The organism is Nocardiopsis sp. RV163 (genome assembly GCF_001029525.1).
Taxonomy (GTDB): domain Bacteria; phylum Actinomycetota; class Actinomycetes; order Streptosporangiales; family Streptosporangiaceae; genus Nocardiopsis; species Nocardiopsis dassonvillei.
The window spans coordinates 1-16,768 of the sequence record NZ_LEKI01000041.1 but is presented as its reverse complement, the minus strand read 5'-3'; the positions used below and the strand labels follow the sequence as shown (position 1 = coordinate 16,768).

Genomic DNA, 16,768 nt, shown 5'->3' with positions numbered 1-16,768 from the left:
CGCCCCGGAGGAGTCACGCCTCCGAGGCTCCGCGGATCGCTTCGGCGAGCCCGGCCAGGAGGTCGGCCAGCCCCGCGGGGCCGGGGACGACCAGGTCGGCGGCCTCGGCCACGGCGGTGACCTCGTCCGAGGACGAGCACACGTTCAGGCCCTCGACGCCTTGGGACCGCAGTCCGGCCACGGCCTCGAACGCGGGCAGGTCGCCGAGGTCGTCACCGGCGTACAGCACCGCGCGCGGGCCCTTCTCGGCGACGAGCGCGGTGAGCGCCGCGCCCTTGTCCACACCCTGTGGACGGAGCTCGACCACCATCCGGCCCGGCTCCACCTGGAGGTCCGACCGCCGCGCCAGTTCGCTCAGGGAGGGGGTGAGCAGGGCGAGCGCGCCGTCCGGGTCGGCGGTGCGCCGGGTGTGCACCGCCAGCGAGCGCCCCTTGTCCTCGATCCAGGTGCCCTCCGGGGCGCCCAGGTCGGCGAGCAGACCGGGCAGCTCCTCGCGCACCACCGCCACGCCGGGCGGCGCGGGCGTCGCGGCCACGCGCCCGCCCTCCCAGCGTTCGGCGCCGTAGTGGCCCAGCACGGTGATGCCGGGAACCCGCTCCAGGCCGCCCAGCCGCACCGCCGTCTCGGCGGGGCGGCCGGTGACCACGGCGACCGAGCCCAGGAGCCCGGCCAGGTCGGCGAGCACGTCCACGATCCCCGGGTAGGGGGCGGACGTGCGCGGGTCGGCGACGATGGGCGCGAGCGTGCCGTCGAAGTCGAAGGCGGCCAGCGCCCGCTCGGGTGCGGCGAGGAAGGCGTCGAGCGCGGTGCGTCCGGCGTCCGTGCTGGGTTGGGGCAGGGACATGGAGGGCCTTTCCGGTGGGGCCGCGGATGCGGGCCGGGCGGGACCGCCAGACTACCGACGCGCCCCCGCGCCGAGGGGACCCCACCGCGTGTGTGACGGTTGTTTCAGCGGATGCCCGTGCGGTGTCGGGCGTTCGGCCGGCCTCGTGGGACGGCTCCGCCGATCCCCGCCGCGGGGGCGGCCCGGACGGAGGACGCCGACGGGACCGCGGGTGTCCACCGGGGCGCGGGTTGGGTACGAACGACCCGAAGAAGAAGAGGGAGACGGGAAACGTCAGAGCTGGATGCCCAACTGGCGTGCGTTGCGTTGACGGCGGCGGTCGGCGCGCAGCCGACGCAGCCGCTTGACGGTCATCGGGTCGAAGGCGAGGGCCTCCGGCCGTTCCACCAGCCCGTTCAGCAGCTGGTAGTAGCGGGTCGCGGAGAACCCGAACTCGTCACGGATCGCCTGTTCCTTGGAGCCCTCGAACTTCCACCACTGGCGTTCGAAGGCGAGGATGCGCTGCTCGCGCTCGGCGAGGGCCGACTGACCGTCTTCGGTCGGACCGATATTCGGCATGGGACACCCCCTGGACGGGAAATTGGTTTGTCCGGATCGGCCCGACTCATGCTAGCGACTCGACATGCCGCATGAGGAGCCGAAACCGCAGGACTGGCACCAGGGATACAGTTGCGTTTTCTACCCCTCAGGACACTTGTCCACGCCTGAATCCTGTGCTCGTGACAGAATTGCCGGGGTCCGGGGAGGGCCGCGTGGAACGTCGACCGCATCGTTCGAGGGAGCCTGACGTGCTCGGGGGCAACAGCCGCAACAGGATACACACACGCCGCGCCCGTGGCGGGGCCAGCGCGGTCTTCGCGGCCGCCACCGCCGCCGTCCTCGGTCTGACCTCGGCTCCGGCCGCGGCGGACCTGATCCCCGACTACCGGCCCGAGCAGTGGGGACTCCAGGCCGTGGGGGCGCCGCAGCTGTGGGAGGAGAACCAGGGCCAGGGCGCCACGGTCGCGCTTCCGGGCGTCTCCGTCGACGAGGAGCACCCGGACCTGGTCGACAACGTCCAACTGGACACGCGGTTCGGTGACAACGACGGCGACGTCGGGCGGGGCAACGCCTCGGCCGGACTGGTCGCGGCCCACGGGTACGGCAAAGACGCCGAGGGCGGCATCCTGGGCGTGGCGCCCGAGGCCACCGCGCTCGTGCTGCCGACGGAGGACCGGCTCGCCGAGGCCGTGCGGTTCGCCTCCCAGGAGGGCGCCCAGGTCATCCTGCTGCCCGAGCCCGCCGGACCCGGCCTCGCCGAGGCCACCCAGGAGGCCTCCGACAACGGCGCTCTGGTCGTCGGCCCGGCGGGGGAGGACGAGGACCCCAACGTGCTCACCGTCGCGGGGACCGACCAGGACGGAGCCCTCATCGAGGGCGCGCCCGGGGCCGGGATGATCGCGCTGACCGCCCCCGGCGCCGACTTGGTCACGGCGGGACCGGAGCCGGGCCAGACCGAGGTGACAGGGGACCCCTACGCCGCGGCGATGGTCGCCGGGGCCGCCGCCCTGATGCGCGCGGAGCACCCGCAGCTGCGGCCCGACCAGATCCGCGACGCCCTGGTGGAGGGCTCCCAGCCCGGCCCCGACGGCCTGCCCGCGCTGCACCTGCCCAGCGCGGAGCAGCAGGCGTCCGGCATCGCCCAGGACATCCCGCTCATCGACGAGGACCTGGCCGGACGGGGCGATCAGTCGGGGCCGGTGCCCGTCTGGGCGTGGTTCGTCACCGTCGGCGCTGTCGTGGTGCTGGGCCTGCTCGTCCTCGTGGTGTGGGTGCGCCGCTCCAACGCCGACCCCTACGGCGTGAAGGCCGAGCGCCGCGAGCAGGACGAGCTGATCGCCGCCGAGCGCGCCGCGGAGGCCCCGCCCGCCAGCCGCCGCCGCAAGGGCGGACGCCGCCGCAAGACGCGCGGCAACTGAGCCGCGACTGGGCGACCGGAGCCGTCCGTGCCCTCCCCTCACGGGAGGGCACGGACGGCTCCGCCGTTCCGGACGGTTTCTGTGCGGGTCGGTTCCGGACGTCCCTGTTGCGCCCCGCTCCTGGTTCCGGTCACGCCGCAACTGCTGGATACGCGGTATCAACGGTGTGGGGCCGCTCACAACCTCCGCGCCGGGGTCGGGGCCGTCCGGCACTCGCGTTCTCCTCCGCCCGGCGGATAGCGTCCTCACCGCCGGGCGCCCCGCCACGGGCGCGCCCGCGACAGGGCGGAGAGCACTCGACTCCCCTCCCAGCCGAACCGGGGAGGTTCCTCCCCCGCGGGTCGGGTTCTCCGCCTCCTCGCCGCTTGGCCGTGCTCACCTGCGACCCGGTCCCGGTCCGCGACTTCTGGCTCCACGAGTGCGCGCCCGAGGCCCTGGACACCGAGGCCCGCCGCTACCCGGCGATCGCCGACCTGGCCGCCGGACTCGGCGGTGCCACCAGCGTCGTGCCCCTCCCAGTGCCCCTGGACCGCTCCGACGGGTTCAACGAGGCCTGCTACGGGCGGCCGGAGGGCCTGCTGGAGGCGGGCGCGCGCCTGTCCTGCTCGGCGTGGGGCCTCGTGGACGAGGCGGTGCACGAGCGGTTCAGCGCCCACCTGTCCCGGGACCTGGCCGACGGGACCCGGGACCGCCGGTTCGAGCACCTGAGGGGAGCACCCGAACTGGAGGGTTCGCTGGCGCTGGTGGAGCCGCCTCCCGACCAGGCGCGGCTCCGCCCGCCGCGGGGTGCGGCGGGCGCGCCGTGCGGCCCTCCCGGCCGGAACCGGACACCGCACACGGCACGCGGTCGCCGCACGTCACGGGCCCCCGACGGGCTGTGATGCCACGTGCGCGCGTGCATATGTAAGCAACGCCGGACGGGCTTGACGCGGACATCCGGGGCGACAAGGCTTTGGAGAATGTCACCCCTCGAAGCGTCTCCTCTGCCCTCACGGGGCGAGCCGCGGGCCGGGATCGCGCCCGAGTTCCGCAACCTCGTCAACGGGCGCGTCCGCCTCTCCGAGTACGACCCCAAGTGGCCCTACCTGTTCCGGCGCGAGGACGGGAGGATCCGCGCCGCCCTCGGCGACCGCGTGCTGCTCTTCGAGCACGTCGGCTCCACCGCGGTGCCCGGCCTCGCCGCCAAACCCTGTGTGGACCTGCTGCTCCTCGTCGCCGACTCCTCGGACGAGGCCGCCTACCTGCCCGACCTCGAAGCCGCCGGGTACCCCCTGGTGATCAGGGAGCCCGACTGGTACGAGCACCGGGTGTTCAAGGGCTCCGAGGTCAACCTCAACCTGCACGTGTTCAGCCGGGGGTGCGAGGAGGCCGAGCGCATGCGCCGCTTCCGCGACCACCTCATCGCCGACGCCGACGCGCGCGAGCGCTACACCGCGGTCAAGCGCGAGCTGGCGGAGCGGACCTGGGACCGCATCCAGGACTACGCCGACGCCAAGAGCGACATCGTCCGGCGGCTCCTCGCCGAGGCGGAGGCCGGGAGGGGCGCCACCGGCTGACCGGCTCCCGGCCGAGGGGCGTGTACCGTCTCCCGACGGCGGACACGCCCCCGCCCTCCGGGCTCAGTCCAGTGAGCGCAACTGCTCCTGGAACCACCGGCGAGGCGGCAGCGCCACCGCCGCCTCGGCCAGCCGCTCCCTGCGCCTGCGCCGCTCCTCAGCGGGCATCGACAGCGCCTCGTGCAGCGCCTCCGCCGTCTCCACGGTGTCGTAGGGGTTGACCAGCAGCGCGTGCCCGCCCAGCTCGTCGGCCGCCCCCGCCTCGTGCGACAGCACCAGCACCGAGTCCCGCTCCGACAGGACCGGGCCCTCCTTGGCGACCAGGTTCATGCCGTCCCGGATGGGGTTGACCAGCAGCACGTCGGCCATCTGGAACGAGGCGAGCGAACGCGGGTAGTCGTCGTTGACCTCCAGGATCAGGGGGGTCCACTCCGGGGTCGCGAACTCCTCGTTGATCTCCTTGGCGGTCCGCAGCACCGCGTCGGTGTACTCCCGGTACTCCGGTACGTCGCCCCGGCTCGGGTAGGCGAACGCCAGGTGGGTCACCCGCCCCCGCCACTCCGGGCGTGCGGTCAGCAGCTCGCGGTAGGACTCCAGGCCCCGCACGATGTTCTTGGACAGCTCCGTGCGGTCCACCCGCACGATCAGCCGCGTGTCGCCGACCGCGTCCCGCAGGGTGCTCCGGCGCGAGGCCACGGCCGGGTCGGCGGCGCTCTGGCGCAGCCCCTCCTCGTCCGCGCCCAGGGCGTGCACACCCACCCCGACCACCCGGCCGCCGTGCTCCACGGTGCGCCGCTCGAAGTCGACCTTCGCGCGCAGGATCTCCTCGCAGCAGCGCAGGAAGGCCTCCGCCCAGCGCGGGCTGAGGAAGCCCAGCCGGTCCGCGCCCAGCATGCCCTCCAGCAGCTCGCGCGCGACCTGCCCGGGCAGCATCCGGAAGTACTCCGGGGGAGCCCACGGGGTGTGCGAGAAGTGCGCGATGCGCAGGTCGGGGCGGCGAGCGCGCAGGATCCGCGGCACCAGCGCCAGGTGGTAGTCCTGCACGGCGACGCGGGCGCCCTCGGCGGCGCCCGCCACCAGGGCCTCGGCGAACGCGTTGTTGTAGGCGGTGTAGTCCTCCCACGTCCGCCGGAACTGCGAGCCGAAGGACGGCTTGTTGGGGGTGTCGTACAGCATGTGCTGCACGAACCACAGGGTCGAGTTGGCCACCCCGGTGTAGGCGCCGTCGAAGGTCCGCCGAGGGATGTCCAGCATGTGGACCCGCATGCCGTCCAGGTCGTGGGCCCGGTCCAGCCGGGCCCGGGGCGCCTCCGCCGCGGCCCGCCGGTCGGCGTCGGACAGGGCGGCGCACACCCAGATGCTGTCGATCTCGGTGGCGACCGAGATCATTCCCGACACCAGTCCGCCCCCGCCGCGCCGATGCTCCAGCGAGCCGTCGTCGGCGGTCGAGAAGGACACGGGTCCTCTGTTGGAGGCGATGAGGATCTGTGCCTTGTCCACGTGGTCGTCCTCTCGGAGAAAAAGCGGTCGGGGCGGGGCGGTGGTGAAAAGGGGGTCGCACCTTATGTCTCGCCTGCCGACAGCCGCCCCAAACCCCGCGCGGGCCAACGGGGGCGGGCGTCACACCGCCGCCGCGCCGGCAGTGCGCCCCGCCTCCCCGGACCAGTGCCGTCTCACCATGTGAGCCGTTTAGTGTTACCCGGGTCACCAGGCGTGGAAAACCGGCCGGCGCCTCCGTTACAGTTGCGGTGCGGATCCGACAGGACCAGCACAAAACTTCATATTGCTCATCCAGAGGGGTGGAGGGACCGGCCCTGCGAAGCCCCGGCAACCATTCCAGCATGTGACACCCGCGAACCCGCGGGACGGCTGGGACAGGTGCCAACTCCGGCCTGGGGACAAGGTGTCCGCCAGGAAAGATGAGGGGAGACGCCTCGCCATGGCGATTGCCGCCACCGAACCCACCGCCGCCCGCTCCTTCGGCCCCGGCACCGCGCTCTCCTGTCGCGAGTGCGGCGAGCGCTACGAACTCACCCCCCGGTTCGCCTGCGAGTTCTGCTTCGGCCCCCTTGAGGTCGCCTACGACTTCGGGACCGTCACCCGCGCCGACATCGAGAGCGGCCCCAAGAGCATCTGGCGCTACCGCTCACTCCTGCCCGTCCCGGTCAACGTCGCCGAGCTGCCCAACATGGCCCCCGGCCTCACCCCGCTGGTGCGGGCCGACCGCCTCGCCGCCGAGCTGGGCCTGGACTCCCTGCACGTCAAGGACGACTCCGGCAACCCCACGCACTCCTTCAAGGACCGCGTGGTCGCCATCGCCGTCGAGGCCGCCCGCACCTTCGGGTTCACCACCCTGTCCTGCTCCTCAACCGGCAACCTGGCCGGAGCCGTCGGCGCCGCCGCCGCGCGCGCCGGGTTCGAGTCCTGCGTGTTCATCCCCGCCGGGCTGGAGGAGGCCAAGGTCGTCATGGCAGCCGTCTACGGCGGCAAGGTCGTGGCCATCGACGGCAACTACGACGACGTCAACCGCTTCTGCTCCGAGCTCATCGGCGACCCGGTGGGCGAGGGCTGGGGCTTCGTCAACGTCAACCTGCGCCCCTACTACGGTGAGGGCTCCAAGACGCTGGCCTACGAGATCGCCGAACAGCTCGGCTGGCGCCTGCCCGAGCAGATCGTCGTCCCGATCGCCTCCGGCTCCCAGCTCACCAAGATCGACAAGGGCTTCCAGGAGCTGGTCAAGCTCGGCCTGGTCGAGGACCGCCCGTACCGGATCTTCGGCGCCCAGGCCACGGGCTGCTCCCCGGTCGCGCAGGCCTGGGACAAGGGCATCGACGTCATCCAGCCGGTCAAGCCCGACACCATCGCCAAGTCGCTTGCCATCGGGAACCCGGCCGACGGGCCCTACGTGCTGGACATCGCCAAGCGCACGGGCGGATCGGTGGAGCACGTGGGCGACGACGAGATCGTCGACTCCATCAAGCTCCTCGCCCGCACCGAGGGCGTCTTCGCCGAGACCGCGGGCGGCGTCACCACCGGTGTACTGCGCAAGCTCGTCCGCGAGGGCAGGCTCGACCCGAAGGCCGAGACGGTCGTGCTCAACACCGGCGACGGGCTCAAGACCCTGAACGCCGTCGACGCCGCGGTGAGCGCCACGATCAAGCCGTCGCTGAGCGCCTTCACCGACGCCGGTCTGGCCTAGGCAGTGTTTTTCGGGACCTCCGCTTCGCTTCGCTTCGGCCCGTGTCCCGCCGCCCCGACCACCCGTCACATCCCACGAGAAGGAAGTCCGCCATGAGCGCCAGCGTCCGCGTGCCCACCATCCTGCGCACCTACACCGACGACGCCTCCGAGGTCACCGCCGAGGGCGCCACCCTGGCCGAGGTCATCGACGACCTGGAGGCCAACTACCCCGGCATCCGCGCCCGCATCCTGGACGACGGAGGCAAGGTGCGCCGCTTCGTCAACGTCTACATCGGCGACGAGGACGTGCGCTTCGAGAAGGGCCTCCAGACCGAGGTCGCCGACGGCGCGCAGGTCTCGATCATCCCGGCGGTCGCCGGGGGCTGCTGAGCCCAGCCGTGAGGGGCGGCCCCGGCGCGACAGGGCGGCGGGCCGCCCCTTCGCCGTCTTCCGTGACCCGCGCGGGAGGGCGCGGCGGTGGCCGTGGTCGAGACGGGCGGCGACGACGGGCACGCCCCGGCCCGCGCCGTCTACGAGCGCGCCGGCTACACCGCGCTGCCCGTCGTGCGGTACTTCCGCAAGCTGTGACGCCGAGTGGTCCGGCCCCGGCTCGCCGAACCGCCCCGCTCCTGCTCGTAGGCTGGAGGGGATTCCGGTCGAACGAGGGTGGAGATGTCGGCGACGCGGCTGCTGGTCCTGGGTGTGGTGCGCATGGAGGGGCGGGCCCACGGGTACCGGGTGGGCCGTCAGCTCCTGGACTGGGGCACCGAGCACTGGGCCAACATCAAGTGGGGGTCCATCTACCACGCCCTGCGCAAGCTCTCCCAGGAGGGCAGGCTGCGCGAGTTCGTCGCCGAGGGGGACGAGGTGGTCGACCGCGTCTCCTACGCGATCACCGAGGAGGGCGAGGCCGAACTCGACCGCCTCATCCGCCGGGGGCTGTCCCGCAGGGGGGACCCCGCGATGCTCTTCGCCGCGGTCACCCTCATGCCCGCCCTGCCGCGCGCGGAGGTCGTCGCGCTGCTGGAGCAGCGCCTGGCTCTGCTGGAGAGGACCGACGAGGACCTGCGCCCCTCCGAGGGCTGGGGCGAGCCCGCGCACGTGCGCGAACTCTTCGGCCTGTGGCGGGGCACGATCGGGGCCGAGGCCCGCTGGACGCGTGAACTCGTCGCCTCCCTGCGGGCCGGGGAGTACACCATGGCCGACGACGGCCCCGACGCCTTCGGGCTGCCCCCGGCTTCGGGGGCGGTCGCCCGCGACCGCTGAGCCTGCGGACCGTCCGCTCCCGTCGGCTCCGCCGCCCCGGCTCTCCCCGCCCGCGCGGGCCTCCGTCACCGGGGTCGCCTTCCGGGGGCGCGGACCGGGCTCTTATTAAACTTTGAATATCTCGCCCAGTGGTGCACACTCTCTCTCGTACTCAAGTTTTAATAAGGAGAGGGATGATCCACACACGCGGGCTGACCCGTGACTTCCGGGTCGGCAAGGAGGTCGTCCAAGCCGTGCGCGGCGTCGACATCGACGTCGCCGAGGGCGAGCTCGTCGCCCTGCTCGGACCGAACGGCGCGGGGAAGTCGACCACGCTGCGCATGCTCACCACCCTGCTCGAACCCACCTCGGGCACCGCCGTGGTGGCGGGGCACGACGTCCGCACCGCGCCCGCCGAGGTGCGCCGCAGGATCGGCTTCGTCGGCCAGGGGCACGGCGCCGGAGAGGACCAGCGGGCCCGGGAGGAGCTGTACACGCAGGGGCTGCTGTACGGGCTCGACCGGCGCACCGCGCGCCGCCGCGCCGACGGGCTCCTCGACCAGTTGGAGCTGGGCGCCGCCGCCGACCGGGAGGTCACCAAGCTCTCCGGCGGACAGCGCAGGCGCCTCGACATCGCCATGGGGCTCATCCACGAGCCGGGGCTGCTGTTCCTGGACGAGCCCTCCACCGGGCTCGACCCCCACAGCCGCGCCAACCTGTGGGAGCACATCACCCGGCTGCGCGACCGGACGGGCACCACGGTCGTGCTCACCACCCACTACCTCGACGAGGCCGACGACATGGCCGAGCGGGTCCTGGTCATCGACCACGGCAGGGTCATCGCCGACGGAACCGCCGACGAGCTCAAGGGCAAGGTCTCCGGTGACCTGGTCACCCTCACGGTGCCGGACGCCGAACGGGCGCGCACCGCCGCCGGGGTCGCCGAACGGGTGCCCTCCGCCGGGACCGCGGAGGTGCTCGCGGACGCGGGGCGCGACGCCGAGGTGCGCCTGCGCGTGGAACGCGGGGACACCGTGCTGCCCGAGCTGCTGCGCGGGCTGGACGCGGCAGGGGTCCCGCTGCTCTCCGTCCGGGTGCAGCGGCCCACCCTGGACGACGTGTTCCTGACCCTGACCGGACGCAGCCTGAGGGAGGAGGGCGCATGAGTTCCCGTGAGGTGACCGCGGCCCCGGCGGAGAAGACCGGGGCGCGGACGGCTGAGGCGACCGGGGTGCGGGCGCCGGGCCCGGTGCGCGACACCGCGATCGTCTTCGCCCGCCAGATGCGGCCGTTCCTGCACCGGCCGCTGATGCTGTTCTTCGGCATGCTGCAACCGGTGCTGTACCTGGTGCTGTTCGCGCCGCTGCTGACGGGTCTGGCCGGTGCCGAGGGGCGGGACCCGTGGCAGTGGTTCGTCCCCGGCCTGCTGGTGATGCTCGGCCTGTTCACGGCCGGGTTCGCCGGTTTCGGGCTGCTGCCGGAGATGTCCTCCGGAGCGCACGAGCGGCTGCTGGCCACCCCGGTGAGCCGTGTGTCGCTGCTGCTGGGACGGGTCCTGCGCGACGTGGTGATGATGCTGGCGCAGATGGCGCTCATCCTCGTGCTGGTGCTGCCGCTCGGGTTCGAGGCGTCGCCGACGGGCGCCGTCGTGGGGCTGCTCCTGCTCGCCGTCCTGGGCGCCGGGCTGGCCACGCTGTCCTACCTGGCGGCCCTGGCGGTCAAGCAGACCTACGTGTTCGCGCCCATCGTGCAGACGCTGATCATGCCGCTGATGCTGCTGTCCGGCGTGCTGCTGCCGATGGAGCTGGCGCCGCCGTGGCTGTACGCGCTCTCGCGGGCCAACCCGGTCGCCTACGTGGTGGACGCCGAGCGAGCCCTGTTCGCCGGGCAGTGGGACGCCTCGGTCGCCGTCGGCTGGGCCGTGGCGGTGGTGCTGGCGGTCGCCGCGCTGGCCGGGGGATCGCGGGCGATGCGCCGCCTCAGTTCCTGACCCGGGGCCGCGGAGCGGGGCCGGAGCCGCGCGCCGGGAGAAGTCGGAACCGGCGCGCGGCTCCGTCCGCTCAGCGCGGAAAACCCGCATGTCATACGGTGTTTGTGCAGGTAGATGAGGAAATGCCGGGACGGGAAATCGTGACCACATCGTTTGCACTCGCCGGGGGCGAGTGCTAAAAAGGGAACTGGTTAGCACTCGCCTTCACTGAGTGCTAACCGGATCGAGGCTGCGAGATCGCGGCTTCCGGCAGCAGGGTTGCCGGGAGGTTCCGCGGTCGTCCGTCGCGGGCGCATGCCTCGTCCCATCGCGTATCAGCCCGGTCACGGGAGGACAAGAACTCAATGGCAGCCAAACTGATCGCGTTCGACGAGGAGGCCCGTCGCGGCCTCGAGCGCGGCATGAACCAGCTCGCTGACGCCGTCAAGGTCACGCTCGGCCCCAAGGGCCGCAACGTCGTCCTGGAGAAGAAGTGGGGCGCCCCCACGATCACCAACGACGGTGTCTCCATCGCCAAGGAGATCGAGCTCGAGGACCCGTGGGAGAAGATCGGGGCCGAGCTGGTCAAGGAGGTCGCCAAGAAGACCGACGACGTCGCGGGTGACGGCACCACCACCGCCACCGTGCTCGCCCAGGCGCTCGTTCGCGAGGGCCTGCGCAACGTCGCCGCCGGTGCCAACCCGATCAGCCTCAAGCGCGGCATCGAGTCCGCCGTCGCGCGCATCAACGAGGAGCTCGGCAACCTCTCCAAGGACATCGAGACCAAGGAGCAGATCGCCTCCACCGCCTCGATCTCCGCCGGCGACCCCCAGATCGGCGAGACCATCGCCGAGGCCATGGACAAGGTCGGCAAGGAAGGCGTCATCACGGTCGAGGAGGGCCAGACCTTCGGGCTGGAGCTCGAGCTCGCCGAGGGCATGCGCTTCGACAAGGGCTACATCTCGCCCTACTTCGCCACCGACCTGGAGCGCATGGAGACGGTCCTCGAGGACCCCTACATCCTCATCGTCAACTCCAAGATCTCGAACAACAACGAGTTCCTGCCGGTCGTCGAGAAGGTACTCCAGGCCGGTCGCCCGCTGGTCGTCATCGCCGAGGACCTGGAGGGCGGCGCCCTCCAGACGCTCATCGTCAACAAGATCCGCGGCACCTTCAAGTCCGTCGCCGTCAAGGCCCCGGGCTTCGGTGACCGCCGCAAGGCGCAGCTCGGCGACATCGCCGTGCTGACCGGCGGCCAGGTCATCACCGAGGAGGTCGGCCTCAAGCTGGAGAGCACCGAGCTCGACATGCTCGGCCGCGCCCGCAAGGTCGTCGTCACCAAGGACGAGACCACCATCGTGGACGGCGCCGGTGACGCCACCGCGATCGCCGGTCGCGTGAACGAGATCCGCAACGAGATCGAGCGCACCGACTCCGACTACGACCGCGAGAAGCTCCAGGAGCGTCTCGCCCGCCTGGCCGGCGGCGTGGCCGTCATCAAGGCCGGTGCCGCCACCGAGGTGGAGCTCAAGGAGCGCAAGCACCGCATCGAGGACGCCGTCCGCAACGCCAAGGCCGCGGTCGAGGAGGGCATCCTGCCCGGCGGTGGTGTCGCCCTGCTCCAGGCCAGCGTCCCGGCCTTCGGGAAGCTGGAGCTGGAGGGCGACGAGGCCATCGGCGCCGACATCGTGCGCCGCGCCATCGCCGAGCCGCTCAAGCAGATCGCGATCAACGCCGGCCTCGAGGGCGGCGTCGTGGCGGAGAAGGTCAAGAACCTGGAGCCCGGGTTCGGTCTGAACGCCGCCACCGGCGAGTACACCGACCTGTTCAAGGACGGCGTCATCGACCCGACCAAGGTCACCCGCTCGGCTCTGCAGAACGCGGCCTCCATCGCCGGTCTGTTCCTGACCACCGAGGCCGTCATCGCCGAGAAGCCGGAGAAGGCCGCCGCTCCCGCGGGCGACCCGACCGGTGGCATGGGCGGCATGGACTTCTAGCAGGTCCGTGAGACCTCGGGCCCCCGGGCCCGCAGGTGTCTGAGGTCCGGATACGCGACCTCGCCCGCGACGACCGGGCGGCCCCTCCGGGGGCCGCCCGGTTTCGCCTTTTCCGGGGTGGGGAGCGGCGCTCTTCCCCGTGCCGGGCCGGGGCCGTCGCGCCAAGCGTCGGACGGACGCGGGCACAGCGGCGCCCCGGGGGCGTGCGCCCGCCGGGTTCCGGCTCCGGCCGGCGGTACCCCCCCCGGGGGGGCCGCGGACGGCAGCGGCCCCGGGCACCTCAGCCCGCGCCGTGCCAGGCCCGCCACAGGTCGGCGTAGGAGCCGCCGCGGGCCAGCAGCTCGTCATGGCTGCCCAGCTCGCTGATCCGGCCGTCCTCCACCACCGCGATCCGGTCTGCGTCGTGCGCGGTGTGCAGCCGGTGCGCGATGGCCACCACCGTGCGCCCCGACAGCACCCCCGCCAGCGAGCGTTCCAGGTGGCGGGCCGAACGCGGGTCCATCAGGGACGTGGCCTCGTCCAGCACCAGCACGTCCGGGTCGGCCAGCACCACGCGGGCCAGGGCCAGTTGCTGCACGTGCGCCGGGTCCAGGGAGGCGTTGCCCGACCCCACCCGCGTGCCCAGACCCTCCGGCAGCGCGCGCACCCACGACTCGGCGTCCACGGCGGCCAGCGCCTCCCACAGGCGCTCCTCGTCCACCTCGGCCGCGCCCTCGGGCCGGTCCAGCGCCAGCGCCAGGTTCTCGGCGATCGTCCCCCGGAACATGTGGCTCTCCTGGCTCAGCAGGATCGCCCGCGCGCGCCGCTCATCGGGAGGCAGGCCCGACACCGGCGCTCCGCTCACGCGGACGCCGCCCGATGTCGGCGGGTGCACGCCCGCGATCAGTTTGCCCAGGGTCGACTTGCCCGCGCCGCTCGGGCCCACCACGGCCAGGCGTTCGCCGGGTGCCAGCACCAGGTCGACGCCGTGCAGGATCTCGGTGTCGGTGTAGCCGAAGCGCACGTCCTCCACCCGCACCTCGCCCGGCCGGGCGGCCCCGGCCGCGTCCGCCGCCGAGCGCGCCCGCCCGTCCGGTTCCCCCGCCAGTTCCACGCCCAGCAGCCTGCGCATGCTCGTGAAGCCCATCATCAGGCTGTCCACCTGATCCAGCAGTTGGTCCAGGGGCCGCGCCATCTGCCTGCTGAGGAAGACCGCGGTGGCGATCCCGCCCAGGCTCAGCGACCCGTCCGCGTACAGCAGACCCGCCACCAGGAAGGTCAGCGCGATCGGGAACACGTACCCGAACTCCAGCGGCGGGTACCAGACGCAGCGAAGCCACAGCGTGTACCGCTCAGCCGCGTAGGCCCGGCCCACCTTCCGCTCGTTGAGCGCGATCCGCCGGGCCTGCCGTCCCAGCGACTCGATGGTGTGCGCGCCCTCCACGGTGTCGGTCACGCTCTGGGTCAGTTCCGAGTAGGTGCCCAGCTCGCGCACGTACCCGGCCGGGGCCCTGCGGGCGTACCAGCGCGTGGACACCCACAGCACGGGCACCGACGGCAGCCACGCCAGCAGCAGGAGCGGGTGCAGGACGGCGAGCGCCGTGGTGACGACCACCAGGGTCACCGTGCCCACCGCCATCACCGGCACCGAGACGCGCACGGTGTGGCTCAGGTGGCCGATGTCGCGGCCCGTGCGCGCCACCAGGTCGCCCGTGCCCGCCCGCTCCACCACGCCCACCGGGAGCCGGAGCACCGCGCGCACGAACTCCTCGCGCAGTTCGGCCAGAACACTCTCGCCGAACCGGATCGAGGCCGCCACGGACGCCAGGGTGAACCCGGCGTGCAGCGCCAGCGCCACGACGATGAGTCCGGCGAGCAGGTCGACGCGCGAGGCCGCCTGCTCCGACGTTGCGGACGGCGCCCCCTCCGCGCGCACGGTGTCGATGATCAGGCCCAGGATCCAGGGCGAGGCCAGCGCCATGAGCGCGGCCGTCCCGTACAGGAGCACGACGACGGCGAGCAGCCGTCCGTGCTCGCGCCCGGCCCGGCGCAGCCGCCCCCGCACCGCCTCGACCGGCGCGATGGGCAGCCCCGCCTCGTGGTGCTCCGGGGGAGCGGCGGACGCGGTGGGATCGTTGGGCGCTCCGGGCGCTCCGGGCGCTCCGGGCGTTCCGGGCGTGCGGAACGCCCCGGCCGCCCCGGACGTCCGCGGCGGGCCGAGGGTGTCGGCGTTTTCGGCGGCCCGGGTCACGGCTTCCCCTCCGTGGGAACGGCGCGCAGGACGGTGGCGGCGTAGCCCGGGCACTCGGCGAGGAGGGCGCGGTGGGTCCCCTCGGCCCTGAGCCCGCCCTCCTCGACGAACTGCACGCGGTCGGTGTGGTCGAGCAGCAGGGGGCTGGTGGTGACCAGCCCGGTCGTGCGCCCCGCCCGCTCGGCGGGCAGTCCGGCGGCGATCGCGGCCTCGGAGTGGGCGTCCACGGCGGAGGCGGGCTCCACCAGGACCAGGATCTCCGGCTCCAGGGCCAGGGCTCGGGCCAGGCGCAGGCGCTGCTGCTGGCCGCCGGAGTACTCGCGGCCGCGTTCGGTGAGCAGCGCGTCCAGCCCGGCGGGGGACTGGCGCACCACGTCGTCGGCGTGCGCGGCGCGCACGACCTCGGCCAGGCGTTCGTCGGAGATCCCCTGCTCCGGGGACAGCTCGCCGCGCAGGGTTCCGGAGAACAGGTGCGCGTCGTTGGTGGCCACCACGACGCGGCGGCGCACCAGGGAACGGGGCAGGTCGCGCAGGAGCACGGTCCGGCCGGTGCCCCTCTCGACCAGCGCGGCGTGCGCGCCCTCCTCGTCCCGGTAGCGCCCCAGGCGTTCGGCGATGGCGGTGGCGTCGGAGGGGTCGGCGCAGACCACGCCGGTGGTGCGGTGCGCGGCGAGGGTCACCCCGCTGCCGGGGTCGTGCAGGTCGCAGGGGCCGGTCGGGTCCGGCTCGGGGCGCTCGGGGTCGGGGTGGTCGTGCTCCAGGTTCAGCACGCGCACCACGCGTCCCGCGGCCACCCGGGCCGAGACGTACATGGACAGGGAGCGCATCAGGTGGCGCACGGCCGTGGAGAGCGTGCCGGTGTAGCCGTAGAACGCGACGAGCTGGCCGACGGTGATCTCACCGGTCAGGGCCAGGCGCGCGCCGTACCAGACGATCCCGACGAGCAAGAGGCCCGGCAGGAGCTCGCGCACGGCGTTGAGGGCGGCGTCCACCCGGCCCACTCGCACGGCGGCGGAGCGGACCCGCTGGGAGGCGGTGCGGTAGCGGTGGTCCGCGGTGCGCTCGCCGCCCACGCCCCGGAGCACGCGCAGACCCGCGACCAGGTCGGTGGCCAGGGTGGTGAGCTCGGCCTGCCGGTCGCGCTGGTGCTCCTGGCGGCGGGAGAACAGGTTCAGCAGGGGGACCACCCCCGCCATGATGAGCGGGACCGACACCAGGACGATGGCGCCGAAGGCGACGTGCGAGGTGAGCATGAGGGCGCTGACCGCGGCCACCGTCACGAAGGCGGCCAGGAGCTGGCCCACCGTCTCGTAGAAGTCTCCGACGCGGTCGATGTCCTCGGTGCCCACGGCCACCACCTCGCCGGAGGGCAGTCGCCGGGTGAGGGTGGGGCCCATGCGCACGGAGTGGTTGGTGACCACCTGGATCGTGCGGTAGGCGGACGCGTACCAGTTGAAGCAGTCGGCCCGGTGGGATACGGGGACGAGCGCGACGGAGAGCACGATGAGGGCGCTGAGGACGCCGAACCAGCCGAGGAGGGCGTCCGGGTCGCCGCGGGTGACCCCGGAGTCGAGGGCGGCGCCCAGCGCGGCGGAGATGAGCACGCCGCTGAGCATGAAGGCGCCCGTGGCGGCCCCGGACCACAGCAGCGAGCGGCGCTCCTTCCGGACGAGCCACCACAGGAACCGATCGCCCGAACGGCGTTCGGGAACGCCGGCGGGCTGGGGAAGTGTCCGCACAGTATCCGGACTGTAACCAGGGGGGAGGGGCGCGGGCCACTCATTTTTCC

General features: G+C 73.1%; 14 protein-coding genes and 1 riboswitch. Of the genes, 9 read left to right on the top strand and 5 right to left on the bottom strand.

Going from position 1 to position 16,768, the window contains the following annotated elements:
• Nucleotides 1–13: 13 nt before the first annotated feature.
• Nucleotides 14–844, bottom strand: coding sequence for a trehalose-phosphatase (gene otsB, locus ABD54_RS10195; RefSeq protein WP_047869205.1), 831 nt, complete (start codon nucleotides 842–844; stop codon nucleotides 14–16).
• Nucleotides 845–1,117: 273 nt separating this feature from the next.
• Nucleotides 1,118–1,402, bottom strand: coding sequence for a DUF3263 domain-containing protein (locus ABD54_RS10190; protein WP_013155209.1), 285 nt, complete (start codon nucleotides 1,400–1,402; stop codon nucleotides 1,118–1,120).
• Nucleotides 1,403–1,632: 230 nt separating this feature from the next.
• Between ABD54_RS10190 and ABD54_RS10185 the strand changes: the two genes are divergently transcribed.
• The 3 genes from ABD54_RS10185 to ABD54_RS10175 all read left to right on the top strand — a co-directional run bounded on the left by ABD54_RS10185 (nucleotide 1,633) and on the right by ABD54_RS10175 (nucleotide 4,358).
• Nucleotides 1,633–2,802: a S8 family serine peptidase gene (locus tag ABD54_RS10185; protein WP_047869204.1), complete on the top strand. Its 1,170-nt coding sequence runs from the start codon at nucleotides 1,633–1,635 to the stop codon at nucleotides 2,800–2,802.
• A gap of 365 nt (nucleotides 2,803–3,167) precedes the next feature.
• Nucleotides 3,168–3,683, top strand: a complete 516-nt coding sequence (locus ABD54_RS10180; RefSeq protein WP_235432025.1) for a hypothetical protein — start codon at nucleotides 3,168–3,170, stop codon at nucleotides 3,681–3,683.
• Nucleotides 3,684–3,761: 78 nt separating this feature from the next.
• Nucleotides 3,762–4,358 carry a GrpB family protein gene (locus ABD54_RS10175; RefSeq protein WP_047869203.1) on the top strand — a complete coding sequence of 199 codons (597 nt, stop codon included), beginning with the start codon at nucleotides 3,762–3,764 and terminating at the stop codon, nucleotides 4,356–4,358.
• Nucleotides 4,359–4,421: 63 nt separating this feature from the next.
• On the opposite strand, the gene ABD54_RS10170 is transcribed toward ABD54_RS10175, so the two are convergent.
• Nucleotides 4,422–5,858, bottom strand: a complete 1,437-nt coding sequence (locus ABD54_RS10170; protein ID WP_047869202.1) for a trehalose-6-phosphate synthase — start codon at nucleotides 5,856–5,858, stop codon at nucleotides 4,422–4,424.
• A gap of 284 nt (nucleotides 5,859–6,142) precedes the next feature.
• Nucleotides 6,143–6,284: riboswitch (SAM riboswitch) on the top strand.
• 13 nt (nucleotides 6,285–6,297) lie between these two features.
• On the opposite strand from ABD54_RS10170, the gene thrC reads away from it, so the two are divergent.
• From thrC to groL, 6 genes are all read left to right on the top strand, one after another.
• Complete coding sequence (gene thrC / locus ABD54_RS10165; protein WP_047869201.1) at nucleotides 6,298–7,557, top strand: threonine synthase; 1,260 nt, start codon at nucleotides 6,298–6,300, stop codon at nucleotides 7,555–7,557.
• A gap of 92 nt (nucleotides 7,558–7,649) precedes the next feature.
• The gene (locus tag ABD54_RS10160; RefSeq protein ID WP_047869200.1) at nucleotides 7,650–7,928 is read left to right on the top strand and encodes a ubiquitin-like small modifier protein 1; all 279 of its coding nucleotides are present in this window, start codon (nucleotides 7,650–7,652) and stop codon (nucleotides 7,926–7,928) included.
• Nucleotides 7,929–8,210: 282 nt separating this feature from the next.
• A complete protein-coding gene (locus ABD54_RS10155; RefSeq protein ID WP_047869221.1) occupies nucleotides 8,211–8,804 on the top strand; it encodes a PadR family transcriptional regulator in 594 nt (197 codons plus the stop codon).
• Between the two features lie 173 nt (nucleotides 8,805–8,977).
• Nucleotides 8,978–9,949, top strand: a complete 972-nt coding sequence (locus tag ABD54_RS10150; protein ID WP_047869199.1) for an ATP-binding cassette domain-containing protein — start codon at nucleotides 8,978–8,980, stop codon at nucleotides 9,947–9,949.
• Entirely contained in the window at nucleotides 9,946–10,773 is an 828-nt protein-coding gene (locus tag ABD54_RS10145) for an ABC transporter permease (protein ID WP_047869198.1), read from the top strand. Before ABD54_RS10150 ends, ABD54_RS10145 begins: the two co-directional genes overlap by 4 nt.
• 344 nt (nucleotides 10,774–11,117) lie before the next feature.
• Nucleotides 11,118–12,749, top strand: coding sequence for a chaperonin GroEL (gene groL, locus ABD54_RS10140; protein ID WP_047869197.1), 1,632 nt, complete (start codon nucleotides 11,118–11,120; stop codon nucleotides 12,747–12,749).
• Between the two features lie 280 nt (nucleotides 12,750–13,029).
• Here groL and ABD54_RS10135 read toward each other — a convergent pair whose 3' ends face one another.
• Nucleotides 13,030–14,979: an ABC transporter ATP-binding protein gene (locus tag ABD54_RS10135; protein ID WP_047869196.1), complete on the bottom strand. Its 1,950-nt coding sequence runs from the start codon at nucleotides 14,977–14,979 to the stop codon at nucleotides 13,030–13,032.
• Complete coding sequence (locus ABD54_RS10130; RefSeq protein ID WP_047869195.1) at nucleotides 14,976–16,718, bottom strand: ABC transporter ATP-binding protein; 1,743 nt, start codon at nucleotides 16,716–16,718, stop codon at nucleotides 14,976–14,978. Before ABD54_RS10130 ends, ABD54_RS10135 begins: the two co-directional genes overlap by 4 nt.
• Nucleotides 16,719–16,768 lie beyond the last annotated feature (50 nt).